Origin of the sequence: Vibrio sp. V01_P9A10T6 (assembly GCF_963877065.1) — a bacterium.
In the GTDB taxonomy this organism is placed as follows: domain Bacteria; phylum Pseudomonadota; class Gammaproteobacteria; order Enterobacterales; family Vibrionaceae; genus Vibrio; species Vibrio anguillarum.
The window spans coordinates 1-17,145 of record NZ_CAWNTB010000191.1 but is presented as its reverse complement, the minus strand read 5'-3'; the positions used below and the strand labels follow the sequence as shown (position 1 = coordinate 17,145).

At 46.3% G+C, this 17,145-nt stretch carries 14 protein-coding genes and 3 pseudogenes; 9 read left to right on the top strand and 8 right to left on the bottom strand.

Features of this window, described 5'->3' with window-relative positions; genetic code table 11:
• The 4 genes and pseudogenes from AACQ21_RS14805 to AACQ21_RS14790 form a co-directional block, all read left to right on the top strand.
• Nucleotides 1–326, top strand: a pseudogene (locus tag AACQ21_RS14805) (SDR family oxidoreductase); the annotation flags it as partial.
• 27 nt (nt 327–353) lie between these two features.
• On the top strand, nt 354–983 hold the full coding sequence (locus AACQ21_RS14800; RefSeq protein ID WP_170895376.1) for a tetratricopeptide repeat protein: 630 nt from the start codon (nt 354–356) through the stop codon (nt 981–983).
• 3 nt (nt 984–986) lie between these two features.
• Nucleotides 987–1,643: a response regulator gene (locus AACQ21_RS14795; RefSeq protein ID WP_013856454.1), complete on the top strand. Its 657-nt coding sequence runs from the start codon at nt 987–989 to the stop codon at nt 1,641–1,643.
• A complete protein-coding gene (locus AACQ21_RS14790) occupies nt 1,633–3,045 on the top strand; it encodes a sensor histidine kinase (RefSeq protein ID WP_105977658.1) in 1,413 nt (470 codons plus the stop codon). Before AACQ21_RS14795 ends, AACQ21_RS14790 begins: the two co-directional genes overlap by 11 nt.
• 29 nt (nt 3,046–3,074) lie before the next feature.
• Here AACQ21_RS14790 and AACQ21_RS14785 read toward each other — a convergent pair whose 3' ends face one another.
• The gene (locus tag AACQ21_RS14785) at nt 3,075–4,712 is read right to left on the bottom strand and encodes a phosphoethanolamine transferase (RefSeq protein ID WP_105977657.1); all 1,638 of its coding nucleotides are present in this window, start codon (nt 4,710–4,712) and stop codon (nt 3,075–3,077) included.
• Between the two features lie 158 nt (nt 4,713–4,870).
• The gene (locus AACQ21_RS14780) at nt 4,871–5,314 is read right to left on the bottom strand and encodes an Lrp/AsnC family transcriptional regulator (protein WP_019280913.1); all 444 of its coding nucleotides are present in this window, start codon (nt 5,312–5,314) and stop codon (nt 4,871–4,873) included.
• 107 nt (nt 5,315–5,421) lie between these two features.
• Here AACQ21_RS14780 and AACQ21_RS14775 point away from each other — a divergent pair, with 107 nt between their 5' ends.
• Nucleotides 5,422–6,006 carry a LysE family translocator gene (locus tag AACQ21_RS14775; RefSeq protein ID WP_013856459.1) on the top strand — a complete coding sequence of 195 codons (585 nt, stop codon included), beginning with the start codon at nt 5,422–5,424 and terminating at the stop codon, nt 6,004–6,006.
• A gap of 107 nt (nt 6,007–6,113) precedes the next feature.
• On the opposite strand, the gene AACQ21_RS14770 is transcribed toward AACQ21_RS14775, so the two are convergent.
• From AACQ21_RS14770 to AACQ21_RS14760, 3 genes are all read right to left on the bottom strand, one after another.
• Nucleotides 6,114–7,772, bottom strand: a complete 1,659-nt coding sequence (locus AACQ21_RS14770) for a putative transporter (protein WP_026027818.1) — start codon at nt 7,770–7,772, stop codon at nt 6,114–6,116.
• Nucleotides 7,773–8,058: 286 nt separating this feature from the next.
• Nucleotides 8,059–8,760: a response regulator transcription factor gene (locus AACQ21_RS14765; RefSeq protein WP_013856461.1), complete on the bottom strand. Its 702-nt coding sequence runs from the start codon at nt 8,758–8,760 to the stop codon at nt 8,059–8,061.
• The gene (locus tag AACQ21_RS14760) at nt 8,757–10,352 is read right to left on the bottom strand and encodes a sensor histidine kinase (protein WP_105977656.1); all 1,596 of its coding nucleotides are present in this window, start codon (nt 10,350–10,352) and stop codon (nt 8,757–8,759) included. Before AACQ21_RS14760 ends, AACQ21_RS14765 begins: the two co-directional genes overlap by 4 nt.
• Nucleotides 10,353–10,510: 158 nt before the next feature.
• On the opposite strand from AACQ21_RS14760, the gene AACQ21_RS14755 reads away from it, so the two are divergent.
• Nucleotides 10,511–11,077, top strand: coding sequence for a phosphoribosyl-AMP cyclohydrolase (locus tag AACQ21_RS14755; protein ID WP_094128911.1), 567 nt, complete (start codon nt 10,511–10,513; stop codon nt 11,075–11,077).
• A gap of 69 nt (nt 11,078–11,146) precedes the next feature.
• Here AACQ21_RS14755 and AACQ21_RS14750 read toward each other — a convergent pair whose 3' ends face one another.
• Nucleotides 11,147–11,635 (bottom strand): hypothetical protein, encoded by a 489-nt coding sequence (locus AACQ21_RS14750; protein ID WP_010319103.1) that lies wholly within the window; start codon nt 11,633–11,635, stop codon nt 11,147–11,149.
• A gap of 321 nt (nt 11,636–11,956) precedes the next feature.
• Between AACQ21_RS14750 and AACQ21_RS14745 the strand changes: the two genes are divergently transcribed.
• On the top strand, nt 11,957–12,964 hold the full coding sequence (locus AACQ21_RS14745) for a substrate-binding domain-containing protein (protein ID WP_026027817.1): 1,008 nt from the start codon (nt 11,957–11,959) through the stop codon (nt 12,962–12,964).
• A gap of 70 nt (nt 12,965–13,034) precedes the next feature.
• Here the strand turns inward: AACQ21_RS14745 and edd are convergent, their stop codons facing one another.
• Nucleotides 13,035–14,846, bottom strand: coding sequence for a phosphogluconate dehydratase (gene edd, locus AACQ21_RS14740; RefSeq protein ID WP_105977655.1), 1,812 nt, complete (start codon nt 14,844–14,846; stop codon nt 13,035–13,037).
• Entirely contained in the window at nt 14,843–15,376 is a 534-nt protein-coding gene (locus tag AACQ21_RS14735; protein ID WP_013856467.1) for a gluconokinase, read from the bottom strand. The genes edd and AACQ21_RS14735 overlap by 4 nt, the downstream gene beginning before the upstream one ends.
• Nucleotides 15,377–15,536: 160 nt before the next feature.
• On the opposite strand from AACQ21_RS14735, the pseudogene AACQ21_RS14730 reads away from it, so the two are divergent.
• Nucleotides 15,537–16,888: pseudogene (locus AACQ21_RS14730) on the top strand (GntP family permease).
• A 26-nt stretch (nt 16,889–16,914) separates the two neighbouring features.
• Nucleotides 16,915–17,145 (top strand): annotated as a pseudogene (locus AACQ21_RS14725) (bifunctional 4-hydroxy-2-oxoglutarate aldolase/2-dehydro-3-deoxy-phosphogluconate aldolase); the annotation flags it as partial.

The following is a 17,145-nucleotide window of genomic DNA, read 5'->3' as shown; positions in this document are numbered from 1 at the left end:
AAGCAGGGTTGCACCGTTTTAGTGAAGCGATGCAGCGTGAGCTTGAGGGGACGGGTATCAAGGTACTTTACCTAGCGCCGCGAGCGACCAATACCGAGCTGAATAATGACACGGTGAACCAGTTTAACCAAGCCGTAGGCAATCATTGTGATGAGCCAGAGGTTGTTGCCCAACATGTGCTTAGTATGCTCGAAAGCGAATCAACAACTCGCTGGATTGGCTGGCCTGAAAAAGTGTTGGTGCGATTAAATCAACTATGGCCTGCAGTGATTTCGTCGGCAATTAAAAAGCAGCAAGCGACCATTCTTGCCTTTTTGAACCGTTAAAGCGTGATAATTCAAGGAGAACAACATATGAAAACTGTGTTTAAATGGGCCAGTGCATTGGTCATCTTTGCGGTAAGCACGATACCCGCTTTTGCGATCACCCCTTTAGCTCAGGTTCAATCTGATTGGGCCAAATGCCAATACAAAATGAAGTCGAGCGATGATCAAGAGCGTTGTTTTGAACGTGTCATTATGCGTAACACATTAGAGATGAAATCAAGTAATAGTCCAGAACTCAAAGTGTGGCTTGCCATCAATAAATCCTCATTAGCGGGCGTAAAAGGTGGGTTGGGTGCGCTATCTTTAGTGAAAGAGGCGAAATTATTGTACGAAGAGGTTATCGATCAAGCGCCTAATACCTTAGATGGCTCGGCTTTCACAAGTTTAGGCACCTTATATTACAAAGTGCCCGGCTGGCCAGTGGCTTTTGGCGACGACGTTAAAGCGGAAGAGTTGCTGCAAAGAGCACTGCTGATTAACCCGACAGGAATTGATGCCAACTATTTTTACGGTGATTTTCTTGCCGAGCAGGGCAGAACCGATGAAGCAAGAAAGTACCTGTTGCAAGCACAACAAGCACCAGCAAGGCCACAAAGAGCGATTGCCGATGCTGGGCGTCAGCAAGAAATTGCCCTTTTGTTGGAGAATTTAAAATAACGTATGCGTTTATTATTAGTCGAAGATGACAAACAGCTGGGCGAGTCAATGCAGGTGGCGTTGACTCGCCAAGGTTATACGGTGGATTGGCTAGAAAAAGGTGGCGGCGTGGCGTGTGCGCTCAAAACTGAACAGTTTTCGGCGGTGATCTTGGATTTAACCTTACCGGATATGGATGGTCTTGAGGTGTTGCGTGGCATTAGAAACGCTGGTTATTCGCTGCCTGTGATGATCCTAACGGCGCGTGATGATATTAGCGATCGCGTCAAAGGGTTAGATGGAGGAGCCGATGAATACATAGGTAAACCCTTTGCGCTAGAAGAGCTATTGGCACGTTTACGGCTTATCATTCGTCGCAGCTCGGGCAGCGCCGAGGCTCTGATTTCGATTGGTGATCTGAGCCTCTCTCTTTCCAAACAGGAGATTGAATATCGTCAGCAACCCCTCAAACTGACGCGCAATGAATATAAAATTCTCGCCAGTTTGATCACTCAAGCAGGGCGAGTGATGAGCAAAGAGTTATTGCAACAAGCGCTTCATGGCTGGGACGAAGGCAGCAGTGACAACGCTATCGAAGTTCACATTCATAACTTGCGTAAAAAAATGCCAGAAAATGTCATCAAAAATATCCGTGGTGTGGGGTATATGATTGAAAAATAAAAAAATCTTTTCGATTAAACGTCGTTTAACACAGTCGGCGGTATGGTTAAGCGGTGGCTTACTGCTCATTTCTCTTTATTTCAGTTTTTCTACTGCTCAACATGAAGTTGAGGAGGTGTACGATGCGCGCTTAGGTCAATCGGCAAAATTACTGTTGATGGCGACTTCTGTCTCTATAAAAGAAGGAGACAATGCCGATCTTCATCAACAGTTTGATCAGTGGATGCAAAGCATTGAACGTCTTTCGCAAGCCAACAAGGAGATGGCAACGCAGTATGGTCACCCTTATGAGCGGTACATTCTGTTTCAGTTTTATCGAGATGGTCAGTTGATGTATAGCTCTGATAGTCAGCAACCCGCTTTTAGCAGCAATGCCAGCAATAATGGATTTGGCAACGTCACCATTGATGGCCAAACATGGCGTTATTTTCAATTGGCGCAACCTCATCCTGATCACGGTTCGGAATACATTCTGGTTGCGGAAAAACAGAGTATTCGTGATGAAATGGTCAATGAAATTGCACTGTCGACCGCATTGCCGCAATTGATCCTGATCCCCTGTGTTATCTTGGTGCTGGTGATGCTTATTGGCCGAAGTTTCAAACCACTGCAAGAACTAAAATCAGCAATCGCCATTCGCAGTGTCCATAAGTTGGATCGCATTTACGTTACAGAACAAACCACCGAACTCTCACCATTAGTAGAGACACTCAACCAACTGTTGGCTCAATTAGAATTGGCTTGGCAGCGAGAGAAACGTTTTACGCGCATGGCTGCTCATGAACTTAAAACGCCACTGACAGTATTGAGATTAAATGCCGAAAACGCCATGCTCAGCCAGAATGAGCAGCAACTGAAATATGATCTGGACATGATTCTTAAGGGTATTGAGCGTACTGACCGCCTGATCCATCAACTGCTAATGCTAGCCAAAGTAGAAAGTACTGTGGCACTTGTTCCACAGGTGGTCGATCTCTCAGTCTCTATTAAGCAGGTGATCGCAGACCTTGCACCGTTAGCGTTAAAGCACGGCCAACAATTGAGCTTTGAAGGACAGAGTTTGTCGGTTCAAGGCGACGAGCTGTTACTCGGCGTGCTGTTTAAAAACTTAATCGATAATGCGATGCGCTATTCTGGCGCACACAGCCACATTGATATTACGTTGCATGGCGATGATCAGTTTATTCAAGTGAATGTGACTGATAGCGGTCCTGACATTACCAGCGAAGCTCGAGAAAAAATATTTGATAACTTTTATCGAGCTAACAGTGAAAAAGGCGATGGGGCGGGGCTTGGCATGTCGATTTGCCGTGATATCGCCGCGCTGCATAATGCCACCGTCGAGTTGCTGCCGAGGCACAACGACAGCAACATCTTCAGGGTTTGTTTTCATCTAAGCTAACGGGTCTCTTCTGTTTTTATCCATACTCTTTAGCGGCATGGCGCAAAAATATCTTGCGCTTTCTCGTATGCATTGGTTGATACATCCATAATGCCAAGTAAAGAGTGAAAGAGATTACTTTGAGCATAGGGCTGAGTGGCTGTTTGACGTAAACAGGTTTGATTCACGCCTTTCGTACGGGCGAATTCGTCAGATAACCAGACTAAAAGCGGTACTTGAGTTTGATAATCGGGTGCTAGGCTGTACGGCATGCCATGTAAGAACAGTCCATTTTCTCCCAGCGATTCCCCATGGTCGGAGACATAAATCAATGCGGTGTTGTATTGCGCTTGCAGTGATTTTAGCTTTTCAATCAGCTGCGCCAAAACAAAATCTGTGTAACGAATAGTGTTGTCGTAAGTATTCACTATCTGCTCAACGCTGCAATTTTCAATATCCGCTCTTGGGCAATCAGGTTGATATTTCGCCATTTCTTTAGGATAGCGCTTAAAGTAGGTTGGCCCGTGACTTCCAATAATGTGCATAAAAATCATTCGGTTACCAGTTTGGTTAGCAATTTCTTCATCTAAGTTGTCTAGCATTGTGACGTCATAACAAGTGCTGCCGTCACATCGGCCTTCTCGCGCAGTTTTATCCAGCTCTTTCTGCGGAATATTTTTCGCGACGCCTTTATCGCCTCCATCATTTTCTTTCCATAAGAGGTCGACGCCTGCGCGCTGCAAGATATCGAGGACGTTGTCTTGGTTATCCGCTTTGGTACGATTAAAATTATGACGATCCATATTGGAAAATAAACAAGGTACAGAGACCGCTGTCGCAGTACCACAAGAGGCGACATCACTGAAAAATATAGGCTGATAAGGCGCGGTATAAGCATTGGTATCACGTGTGTAGCCGTAGTATTGGTAATTTTGTGCGCGAGCCGTTTCTCCTAGCACAAATAAGACTAAGGTTGGTTTTTCTGCATCACGGCTATGGGTAGTTTTCGGTTGCTGCTGCGCATCAGCGCCGATAATTTGATACACCACGGGCTCGGTAAAATAACGATCTTTCACAAGACCGTAAGCGCTATAGACAAAGTGAGTGGGGATGATCATTTTCTTGAGGTAACTATTGTTGCGCCCAACCGACGAATAGTTCTGATAATACAGCGCCGCAATAATGACGATGCCGAGTAAAGAGAGCAATATTGATAGCGCTTTATAGCCTAAAAAGCGGGAAATGGATTTTTCTACTTTAAGTGGTGAAAGCAGTAATAGAGCGGCAGGGAGGATGCCCAACGCTGAGATCCAGACAATGGAATAGAGACTGACATAAGAGCCTGCCTCACTGCTATTGGTTTCAACGACATTGATCAACATGTCTCGGTCGACAATCGTGCCGTAATTGTAACTCGCATAACTCACCACAGCAGAAAGGATGAGTAAGACCGCAAAAAAAGGTTTTAGAAAATAAGGCCACGCAAACAGTTGGAAAATAACGTTCAGCGCCAAAAAGAAAAAAATCGGTATTGAGAAGGCAAACCCCCAATTGAACTGCTCAGCAGCCGAAAAAATCTGTGCCAACTTGGCATAAATAGGAATGTTGAGTACCAAGCTGAAATAGAGAGCAAGCAACAAGGTAATACTTGCGTATGAGAAGCGAGGATTTTTCATTGTGGGTTCCATAACATACCGTGTGATGAGAAGACGTTATGGAACTTATAAAGATCTTTTCTTAATAAAGGCTTAAGAAATTCAATCGTTAGAATGAGATGAGTTTTTGGTAGTTACTTATCTTAGTACCTTGCGCACCTTGTCGAATGCTAAAAGTGATGGCGTAAATACTATTGCCGTTCGTCTTTAGGAGAGTCCATCACCACCATGGTGGTGATCGATTTCACCGTTAAGCACTCACCAAGCACATCGGCGTGAAAACGTTTATAGGCGCTGAGATCTTTGCTTTCGACACGCAGCAAATATTCGTTCATCCCGGTAATGTTGTGGCATTCGACCACCTCCTTGGCGTAGCGCACATGTTCTTCGAAACTGAGCTGCGCTTTTTTCGTATGGCTGTTTAAGCCAATTGCCACATAAGCGACAAACCCGACATCAAGTTGGGTTTTATTTAAGACCGCTCGATAGCCTTTAATGATCTGCTTACGCTCGAGATCCTGCACACGGCGCAACGTGGCGGAGGGCGATAAGCCGATGCGTTCAGCCAGCTCGACATTCGAGACTCGGCCATCAAGTTGTAGCTCTTGCAATATTCTCTCGTCAAATCTGTCCATGGCTTATTTTTATTGCTCAATATTAGTGGTATTGACCAATATAAGCACAATATTGCCAGCCGATACCATTATTATTTGTTCATCATTATTAAATATAGAGAAAGAAGATGGATTACACACAATGGTGGCCACTGGTGGCTTTTGCTTTTGTTTCGACCTTTTCACCGGGTCCAAACAACATCATGCTGATGACATCCGGTGCGAATGTGGGCTTTATGCGCACTATTCCGCACATGCTTGGTGTAACGTTTGGTTTTAGCATTATGGTGCTATTGGTTGGTGTTGGGTTAACGGGTTTATTCCATCGTTATCCTATGTTGCAACAAGGCTTGCAAATTGCCTGCACCATTTATTTGGTCTATTTGGCGATAAAAATTGCGCTGAGTAATCCTTCGCAGGGAGAGAAGCAGTATCAACCGATGTCATTTGTTTCGGCTGTACTGTTTCAATGGGTCAACCCCAAAGGTTGGTCGATGGCGCTGACTGCGGTGAGTGTATTTAACCAAAGTGCGAGCTGGGCGCAGTTAATGCTGATTTCATTGGTGTTTGCTTTGGTGAACATTCCATCGGTCAGTGTTTGGACTGCGGCGGGTAAACAGTTGAGCCACTGGATGAATCACCCAAGTTATGTCCGCTGGTTTAACGGCGCGATGGGCGCGTTGCTGCTACTGTCCGTTGTTCCTATGTTGTAGAGATTTGGTGAGACGTTGCTGTGTGGGAGCATTATCAACGCAGCAAAAGGAAGTGGGTACTGAGCGACCCACTTTGTTTATCTAGTTTGCCTGATATTAACCGTTCGCTATATTGCCCATAAAATTAACGCCAATATTTGCGGTGAGAGTATGCGTAGGCACATTACTAGCGGATAGACAGTGGCGTATGCTAACGCAGAAGCGCCGCTGCTTTCGTGCAGCGCATTTGCAAAAGCAAGAGCGGGTGGATCGGTCATCGAGCCTGCTAGCATGCCACAGATAGTGAGATAGTTAATATGGCCTAAAACACGAGCCAGTATTCCGACGGTGATCAATGGAATACCCGTGATCAACATGCCGTAGCCCATCCAACTGACGCCATCGCCTTGCACTAAGGTTTCAACAAAATTACCCCCAGATTTTAACCCGACCACGGCTAAAAACAGCACAATACCAATTTCTCGTAGAGCAAGGTTCGCGCTGGGCGGCATAAACCAATACATTTTGCCAATGCTGCCGATACGCGCCAAAACAAGTGCGACAATCAGCGGTCCTCCAGCTAAGCCGAGCTTAATGGCGGCGGGGAATCCCGGTAGATAAAACGGAATAGATCCGAGTAATACCCCAAGTCCAATCCCAACGAAGACTGGTAGCATCTGCACATGCTGTAATTTTTGGTGCGCGTTGCCGACCATGCCACTGACCGCTTCAATCGCTTCTTGACGCCCGACTAAATTGAGAATGTCGCCAAACTGCAAAGTAGATTGGCTGGTTGGGATAAGCTCAACCCCGGCACGGTTTAAACGCGAAACGACGACGTCGTATTTCTCTTTTAAATCCAGATCGCGCAGCTTTTTACCAAGCACAATCTCGTTGGTGACGACTAAGCGCTGTACTCGCAGCTCAGTGCCGCGTGTCGAAAGTGATGCATCGACCTCTTCGCCAATCACCAAGCGTGCTTTTTCTAACGCTTTTTTATCGCCGACCAGATGAAGCAAATCATTCACTTCAACTCGTGAATCGGGTTTGGGCACGGAAAGGTGTTCACCACGTTTAAGGCGCGAGCACACAATATCGCCATCACTGAGCGCGGGAATGTCTTTTAAGAGCAGGCCATTTAAGTTGGGGTTTTTAATCGCAACGTTAATGGTGTGTAAGCTCTCTTTTTTGTGGCCGTTGTGGATCTCAAACTCTTCGGCTTCGGCGTCAACACTGACACGAAAGGCAATTCTGAGCAGCCACATGGTAAGCAAAATACCGCATATGCCAAAGGGGTAAGCAATCGCATAACCCATACCCGTCAGGTCAAGCATGTTCTCTTGGCCACCTAACTCAGTCAGGATTTGTTGCCCCGCGCCTAATGATGGCGTATTGGTGACTGCACCGGAGAATACACCAAGAATAACGGGTAAAGGCACATCAAACAGATAGTAAAGCGCAACCGTCACCACACAGCCCAGCAACACAATGAGTGCGGCAAAGGCGTTGAGTTTTAGTCCTGAGCTTCGAAGTGAAGAGAAAAAACCGGGTCCGACTTGTATACCAATGGTGTACACAAATAGGATAAGGCCGAACTCTTGAATAAAATGCAACGTATTGTAGTCAAGAACCACACCCCACATGCCTGTAAAGTGGCCGACGAGAATGCCGCCAAACAGCACCCCGCCGATCCCTAAACCAACACCGTAGACGCGCCAATTCCCTATCCACAAACCCAGCACAGCTACCAGCGAGAGAATGCTGATAGAAAGTGCAATGTCACTCATGATGAGTCTCCTGAACAATTAAAAAACGGCTGGTGGGCAAGCTTAATGAACGGCAGGGGTAGGCGTAAGAACTCGGTTAGTGGTTATGTCTACAGCTGGAGGGTTCAAATACGGCATTGAGAAGTCACCTAGTGAAATGAACTCTCGATGTCGTTTTGTGGTTGCCCTGAACTTATGACCAGTAATACTGTAATGAACTACAAATGTTAACTATAGGTATGCAAATTTGTGCACCGGAACGAATATTAAATTTCTCAGATAACTAATTGTTAGATAAGAGTTAAATTTATCCATTTCCTGTGCGTTGCTCACCACTATTTTTATCGAGAAAATAGCCCATACCGCGTTTAGTTTTAATCAGTGCTGATGAGAAAGGGTCATCAATTTTTTTGCGTAGACGACGCATATACACATCGACTACGTTGGTTAGGGGATCTTGATGGAGGCCCCAAACATTAGCAAGAATCCGTTCTCGGCTAAAAATATGACCGGGTTTATGCATCAATAGCTCTAATATGGAGAGTTCTTTGGCGGTTAACTCAATGGCTTGCCCTGCCCGTGTTACGGCCATGGTTGATAAGCAGAGCGTTAAGTCTGCAATGTGTAGAGTGGGCATTGGCGCAGAGTCAGAATGTCGACGTTGCAGCGCATCTAGGCGAGCCAGTAACTCTTCAAAATGAAAAGGTTTTGCCAGATAATCATCCGCACCAATGCGTAGGCCCCGAACCCGTTCTTCAACTTCGCCCAGTGCAGAAAGCATCAAAATTCGCACATCAATACCGGCTTCACGTATTTGCTGACAAAGAGTTAATCCATCGGTGTGCGGAAGCATTCGATCTAAAATTAAAATATCGGGCTCGCCGCTTATGAGTGTTTCAAGTGCGTATTGCCCATCATTTAGTCGCTGAATGTGGTGACCTTCTGCTTTGAGCCCTCGCTCAATAAAGTTGGCAATTCTGGCATCATCTTCAATTAAAAGAATTCTCATGATTCTTCCTCTTCCAGTTCAAAGGTAAGTGTAACGGTTGTGCCTTGAGCCAGTTGGCTTTGGAATGCGATGGTTCCGCGTTGCTGTTGCACAATGTTATAAGCCAGCGTTAAACCAATCCCCAAGCCATCAGGGCGATAGCGTTTGCCGTTTTCGGACCGAAAATAGCGTTGGAAAATCTGTGCGAGGTCCTCTTGGTCAATGCCAATACCGTGATCTTGTAATTGAAGATGAAATTGCTGGGGCTCAACTAGCAGAGTGAGCGTAATAGGATGGTGATGTGGATCATAGCGCAATGCATTATCGACGATAATTCGCACGGTCATCAGTAGCTTATCTAAATCAGTATGAAAGATTCGAGCTTGCCAGTTTGCCTGTTGTGGGTGAAGACATTCAAGTTGCACTTGATGCGCGTGAGTTAAAAGGGTGGCTTGTCTCGTCACCGACTGCCATAGGTTCTCTAAGGTGATAGGGCTAAGAGCCGGTTGGAACAGCTTTTCATCTTGACGGATCAGCAACAATAAATCGTCGATCCGGTAGGAAAGGTGGGTTGCCGATTCATTGATACGCTGTAGCGTTTGTCGATACTCTTCATCACTATTTTGACGACTGCGAAGGGTAATTTGGGCTTCTCCTAAAATGGCCGTTGCGGGAGTACGCAATTCATGGCTGACGTTCGCAAAAAACTCTTTCTGCTGGCGTTTAGCTTGCTCCAATGTTTCGAGTGCATTGGCGAGTTCTTGGGTGCGTGCAGTAACTTCTCGCTCAATGAGTTGACGCGAAGCGATCTCTTTTTGCTGCGCATTTTCAAGGCTTTGTGCCATGTAATTAAAATGCTGCGCTAGGGTTCTGAGCTCACTTGGCCCGCTGACCGATACTCGATGGTTAAGATGGCCTTGTTCTAAAGCTGAAGTGCTTTTTAGCAGTTCCGCTAACGGTTTGGATAAGGTGCGCAGTAACCAGCCTCCGAGTAGCAAGCCAAAGACTACCCCTAGTAATGATAAGGTTACAATGACATTTTCTACATCAGATAATGATTTCATCGCTGCGGCTTCATAGCGTGCAGTACGTTGTTTCTGTAGAGAAATAGCTTGATTCAGCAGCTGGCGTAGGTCGGTGTTATCCACTTTATCAAAGGTGTCACTGAGTAAAAGCCAGCGATCATTATTGTCTGTGATTTTTGCGATTTCCCAGGATCGAAGCGCTGTTTTTAATCGTCCAAAGTTAGTTTCAAAGAGAGAAATGACTTTGATTTGCTGAGTGATCTCGGCAAAGTCTTGGTTGGTGATACCGTGTTGTTGTGCTTGCTCGGTTAGCAAATAGAGCTCGCTGAGCAAATCTTCAATCTTTGAAAAACGTATGTCTCGTTTGAGCGTGCTGCCATCTTTGGTCAATAAATATTCGGCAAGCCAAATTTTTAGCTGCTGTTTTTCCGTGCTCAACTGCATAAAGCTTTGCAAGATTTGATTGGAGATCTGTCCGCGCTGAATGTGCTCATTAGCGACGTTATTTGACCATAAAGCGGTGCCGGCTTGGGCTAAGATTAGGGTGAGTAACAGAGCCAGTACGAGAGATAATTGATAACGAAACATAATGATCGCCGCATAAATTCAGTAGATGAGCAGAGTAAGCGATCCGTTGGTATTGGGTAAAGAATATTCATCTGAAGTTAATCTAAGCGCATTGTTTAGGTTCATCGAGAGGCCGTAAATTACTCCCATCAACTAGATAATTAGATAAGGCCTTCATCATGCAACGTACACATAAAAGAATTTCTATTTCAGCATTATTACTTTGTGGGTTGTTACCGCTATCCGCTCAAGCTTCTAACGTATTAGTTAATAACAACATTAACCACCAAGAGGTGCTTGATGCCCAGCAAGCTTGGGGAGAAGCGTTAATCAAGATCAGCCAGACTTATGAACAAAAAGGTCATGCTGAAGCGAAGAAATTGGCACAGCAAGTGTTAGACCAAGCTTATGGCTATCAACAAGGCGCGGTGCTTTTCAAACCTACGCTTGCCAGTGGGGAGCAAACCTTTCGCACAGAAGTAGACGGAGCGCTATCTTATTTTGTCGGCAGTGATAAGCAATACCCACAAGATTCTGGTTTTGCACTAAAAGGTTGGAAGGAGTATAGCTTTGATAACGCAGCAGTCTACATCAACGGTGATGTGGCCTTAACCATGGGGCACGTTAAGCTCATCGACAATAAAGGAAAGCAAACCGTGGTGGATAAAAGCTGGGCATTTAAGAAAGATGAACAGGGCCAACTGCGAATTGTTCTGCACCATTCATCACTGCCTTTTCAACCTTAACTGAGGGGAAAACTTTTAGATGTGGGTGATGGTAATACACCCACATCGCAGACCTTTCTGTTGTGCCAGTTAAACGCCAGCACGCTTGAGCAGGCCAGCCATCAGTGGCGAGCTTGAACGAACCTGTTTTGATTTGTTCTGTAATGTTTTAGCCAGCGTCGGGTTATTGATGCTTTTGGCAATGTAGGCCATTGAATGATAGAAATCTCCTGCGGATTTCATTTTATTGGCGTCATTTAATGGTGCTAACAGTTGCACCATGGTTGTGCCACTCATCGCTTGTTGGGTGGCGTACTCTTGTACTGCATCGAGTAGAAGATCGAGATCGACCATCGCTTCGGCACTTTCCACACCATGTTTTTTCATCTCTTTGCGGTTACGTTTACGCATTTGCTTAATGACAAAGGCCGGTTTGTTGAGCTTTTTAAAAGCAAAGTAACCAAGAACCACTGCAAGCACGACACCGCCCGCCACATAACCCCAAATAGAACCGGAAGATTCAACAACAGGCTTTAGGGTTTCAACGGTATATTCAACGGTAGTGGGTGTATCAGACATTATTATTTCCTTAGAATGCAGCTTCAAAATCAGAAGCTATTAATTAATCTGGCAGGGGGAAAAGCGCCTTGCGATGAATCAAAGATCCATGAAAAGGAGAGCTTCTGCCTCACATTACTCTCTTTTTGGGGTGAAGAGGCAAGAAAGCAAGCCCATTTTAGGGATTATTAATGAGTTTGTTGATAATTGTGCGAGTTGGTCACACAAATTACGCCATTGCCTCTGTGTGTATGAGCTTAGTGAGGTGATATAAAGATTGAAATGCACAGTCGTCATGAGGTTTAATGTTACGGTAACATTCAGTTGGAAAACAGAATAAAAATGAGCAGTATGCAACGTAAAACTAGGCCTACCCTGCAAGATATCGCAGACCGCGTGGGGGTGACGAAAATGACCGTTTCCCGTTTTCTACGCGACCCCAACTCGGTCGCATTGGCAACCCAAGAAAAAATTGCCGCAGTGATTGAAGAATTAGGTTATATACAAAATCGCGCCCCGGCGATGTTGTCGAAATCGTCAAGTAAGGCGATTGGTATTCTTCTGCCTTCCTTGTCAAATCAAGTGTTTGCCAATTTAGTTCAAGGGATTGAGTCGGTAACCAAAGCAAGAGGTTACGATACACTTATTGCCCACTTTGGTTATAACGTGCAAGAAGAGGAGGAGAAAATTGCCTCGTTGCTGTCGTATCAAGTCGATGGTCTTATTTTGACCGAAACGCACCACTCCGAACGTACCATTCAAATGCTAAAAGCGGCGGGTGTGCCAGTGGTTGAAACGATGGAGCTGCCAGACAAGCCGATCAATATGGCGGTGGGGTTGGATCACGAACAGGCCTCGTATCATGTGGTGACGCAGATGATTGATAGTGGCAAACAGCATATTGCCTATCTCGGTGCGCGTCTTGATACTCGAACGCAGTTGCGGATGAATGGCTATGATCGTGCAATGCAAGATGCAGGCTTAACCGCAGTTCATATCCTAACTCAAGAGCATTCAAGTTTTACTCTCGGCGGTGATTTACTCGAACAAGCCCTAGAAGAGAGGCCAGAGATTAACGGCATCTTCTGTACTAATGATGACATTGCAATTGGTGCCATGATGAAGTGTGCACATCGAGGGCTGAAGATTCCTCAAGATATTGCAATCGTGGGGTATAACGCGCTCGATATAGGTCAAGCGATTTCGCCAAAGCTAACCAGTGTAGAAACGCCTCGGTTTGAGATTGGCAAGAAAAGTGCTGAGCTATTATTGTCCGCACTGGCGGGTGAAGTGATTGAGCAGAAAGTGTTCGACTTAGGCTTTAGTGTCACCGATGGCGAGAGCCTGTAGTCAGCTTGTTATTCAGCCATTGAAGTGGTTGGGTTTGTCACTTCAATGGCTACATCAAGCTCATGTTGTATCAATTAGGGTAGAGGAACGAAGCCCCTTGATTGGCGGCAGAGACATTATCTCGACACACTTTAAACAGATCGCGCCCCCAAGTTTGCTGTGTGAGCTCAGTATCACAAGTGGCGATATCGCGGCCTTCGGTTGGCGTTAAGTTCTCTAATCGGCCTGTCACCGCATCGACGCGGATCCTATCTCCCTCTTCAATAAGCGCAATTGCGCCGCCTCTTAATGCTTCCGGTGAGACGTGAATAGCCGCAGGAATTTTACCAGAAGCGCCGGACAAACGACCATCGGTCACTAACGCAACCTGATAGCCCGCTTTTTGTAAGTTGCCCAAAATCGGCATTAACTTATGCAGCTCAGGCATGCCATTGGCTGCTGGCCCATTGAAGCGAACTACAACCACGCAATCTTGATTGAGCTCGCCGCGTTGATACGCCTGCTCAACCTGATGTTGGCAAGCGAACACTTTGGCGGGCGCTTCAACAATGCGATGTTGCTCAGCCACGGCAGAGACTTTGATCACTGCTTGCCCAAGGTTACCCGATAACACTTTAATACCACCAGAGCGCTGAAATACCTTATCAGGCAGGGCGATTACCGAGGAGTTTTTAGTTTGAGTACACGCTTGCCATTCTAACGTATGGCCCACTAATTGTGGTGATTTTAGTTGATCTGCAAATTCACCAAACACGGGTTTTACGTCGCTGTGAAGTAACTGCGCTTGATGCAGACGCGTCATCAACATGGGTACGCCGCCTGCGAGCTCAAATTCATTGATATCCGCCGAACCATTGGGGTAAACATTCACCACAAGAGGAACGACGTCAGACAGATCACTGATATCTTGCCAAGTCAGCACAATACCCGCCGCGCGAGCAACAGCCAGTAAATGAATGGTATGGTTTGAACTGCCACCAGAGGCGAGCAAAGCCACTAGGCCGTTGACTACGCTTTTTTCGGTCACCACTTCATAAAGTGGACGGAAATGCGCCGTGCCATCGCTCATGGCGGCAAGGCGGATCGCGGCATGTTGCGTCAATGCAAGGCGTAGTGGGGAAAAGGGAGCGACAAACGCTGACCCTGCCAGCATTAAACCCATCGCCTCAAACACTAATTGGTTGGTATTGGCAGTGCCGTAGAAAGTGCAAGTGCCCGGGGAGTGATACGAAGCGCACTCCATATTCAGCAGCGCTCTATCATCAACCAAACCTGCCGCGTGTTTTTGGCGAACATCGACTTTCTCATCATTAGTAATGCCAGTGGACATTGGCCCTGCGGGAATGAAAGCCGTTGGTAGGTGCGCAAACGCCAGCGCGCCCATCAGTTGTCCGGGCGCAATTTTATCGCAAATACCGAGCAGTAATGTGCCATCAAACATATTGTGGCTGAGTGAAAATGCCGTGGCTTGTGCAATCAAATCGCGTGAGAACAACGACATATCCATGCCCGCTTGGCCTTGTGTTACGCCATCACACATCGCAGGAACGCCGCCAGCAACTTGAGCCGTGTGGCCAAATGGGGCGAGCACTTTTTTGATTTGCTCAGGGTAATCTTTATACACTTGGTGCGCGCTAAGCATATCGTTGTATGCTGTGATAATGGCTAAGTTAGAACGCGTTAAATCGAGAATGTGCGCTTTTTCTTGAGAGCAAGAGGCGGCGACGGCATGAGCCAAATTACCACAAGAGAGTGATGCTTTACCCTTGCCACTGTGCTGCTGTGCCTTGGCGCGGTTGAGAAACTCATCACGCAAAGTACGGCTGCGCTGAATAATTCGTTCGGTGACGGCTGTGATGGTTGGGTTTAAGGTTGTACTCATGCTGACACCTTTTGACCATCTAAAGTGAGCTCGCGCAATGCCACTAGGGCGCGCTCTACAACCTCATCAATATCCGTATCGATATCAACGATAGCGACTTTCACTTCGTTGTCGGGGCGCTCTAACGTATTGAACTGGCTTTCCACCATGTTCGCTTTCATAAAGTGGCCTTTACGCGCTTGCATGCGCTTCATGATTAAATCAAAACTGCCATCGAGAAAGAGAAAGGTCACATTTTGGTTACCGTCACGGATTTGATCGCGGTAGGTTTTTTTCAACGCAGAGCAAACAATCACGCCGTGCTCATTTTTACTCTCTAAGCTAAAAGCCGCGTCACGGATGCGCTCTAACCAAGGTTTGCGATCGTCATCATTTAGCGGCTCTCCGCCTGCCATTTTGAGAATATTGGCTTTTGGATGAAGGTCGTCACCGTCGATGAATTTCGCCCCTAATTTCTGGGCCAGTTTCGCGCCTACAGTGCTTTTTCCGCAGGCGCATACGCCCATTACAATAATGCTACTACCAGTCATACGGACTCCTTGAGTGGTATTCTGAGCTGGATCTCATTTTTTAAATTCACTTGGAAATATGACTTTATCTTATCCATGTTATCGGTAACATGTTACCCGTAACTTAGAGATTTGTGAACTGAAACACAAACAAAACAATACGTGATATAAGGTGAAGAACATGGAATTGATGACTCAAAGCAGTAACCCTGCTTACCTATTAGCAATCGCGGGATGTGCGATTGCAGCACTACTGATTTTAATCATGAAGTTGAAGATACACGCCTTCGCTTCATTAACCTTAGTCAGCCTCGGCACTGCAATTGCCACCGGCGTTGCGGCGGAAAAAGTGGTCCCAACCATGATGTCTGGTTTTGGTGGAACCCTAGCGTCCGTTGCTTTGCTGGTCGGCTTAGGTGCGATGATTGGCAAAATTTTAGAAGTGACGGGCGGTGCTAAAGTGCTGGCCGATACCTTGATAGGCCGCTTTGGTGAAGAAAAAGCGCCGTTTGCACTGGGTATTGCTTCATTATTGTTTGGTTTTCCCATCTTCTTTGATGCGGGATTAATCGTGATGATGCCGATCATCTTTAGTGTAGCGAAGCGCTTTGGTGGCTCACCATTGAAATACGCGCTGCCTTCAGCTGGTGCTTTTGCCGTGATGCATGCCTTTGTGCCGCCTCATCCTGGGCCGGTTGCGGCTTCAGATCTTTTAGGTGCTGATCTTGGTCTGTTGCTCCTACTTGGTATTTTGGCGCTTACCTCTTTGGCCTGTATGCGGGTAAGAAATTTGATATTCCACTCTCCAAAGCGTTTTTTAATACCGAGCAAATTATTGATGAAAATAAATTGCCAAAATTTGCCACGGTATTAGCGATTTTAGTGATGCCTGTGCTGCTCATTTTTATGGATACAGGTCTTAATACCCTTGCGGTAGCAGGCGTGATTGACGGCAAAGCACCATTGGTTGAATTATTGCGCATGTTGGGTAAAACCCCGGTGGCACTGTTGCTGACTCTGCTAACTTGTTTACTGGTGTTTGCCAAAGATTTTGGAATGAACAAGCTGGAAAAACTGTGCAGTGACTCGTTAGCGCCTATCTGTGCGGTAATTCTTGTGACAGGTGCGGGCGGCATGTTTGGTGGTGTGTTACGCGCCAGTGGCATTGGCCAAGCATTGGCTGACGTGTTATCCGATACCGGCATGCCTATCATAGTTGCGGCATTTGTGATCGCAACTTGCTTACGTGTGGCGCAAGGCTCTGCCACCGTGGCATTAACCACCACCGCCGCTTTGATTGCGCCAATTGTGGCACAAACCACGGGTTTGAGTGAGTTGGATTTATGTTTTATCGTGATTGCGATTGCTGGTGGTGCAACGGTACTATCTCACTTTAATGACTCAGGCTTCTGGCTGGTTTCTCGCTTGATGGAAATGGATGAGAAAACCACACTCAAAACTTGGACTGTGATGGAAACACTGCTTGGTAGCATCGCGTTTGTGATTGTCGCTGTCCTAAGCTTCTTATTATAAAAAGCGTTTTACTATAAGGTTATGAAATGAAAACTCTTGAACAACGATTGAAAGAAATCAAAATCGTCCCTGTGATTGCGATTAATGATGCTAGCCAAGCGGTCCCTTTGGCCAAAGTATTGGTTGAAAATGGGTTGCCATGCGCGGAAGTGACCTTTAGAACAGAAGCGGCTGCAGAATCGATTCGTTTGATGCGTGCCGCCTACCCAGAGATGCTGATTGGCGCAGGGACAGTACTGACCACGGCGCAAGTAGAT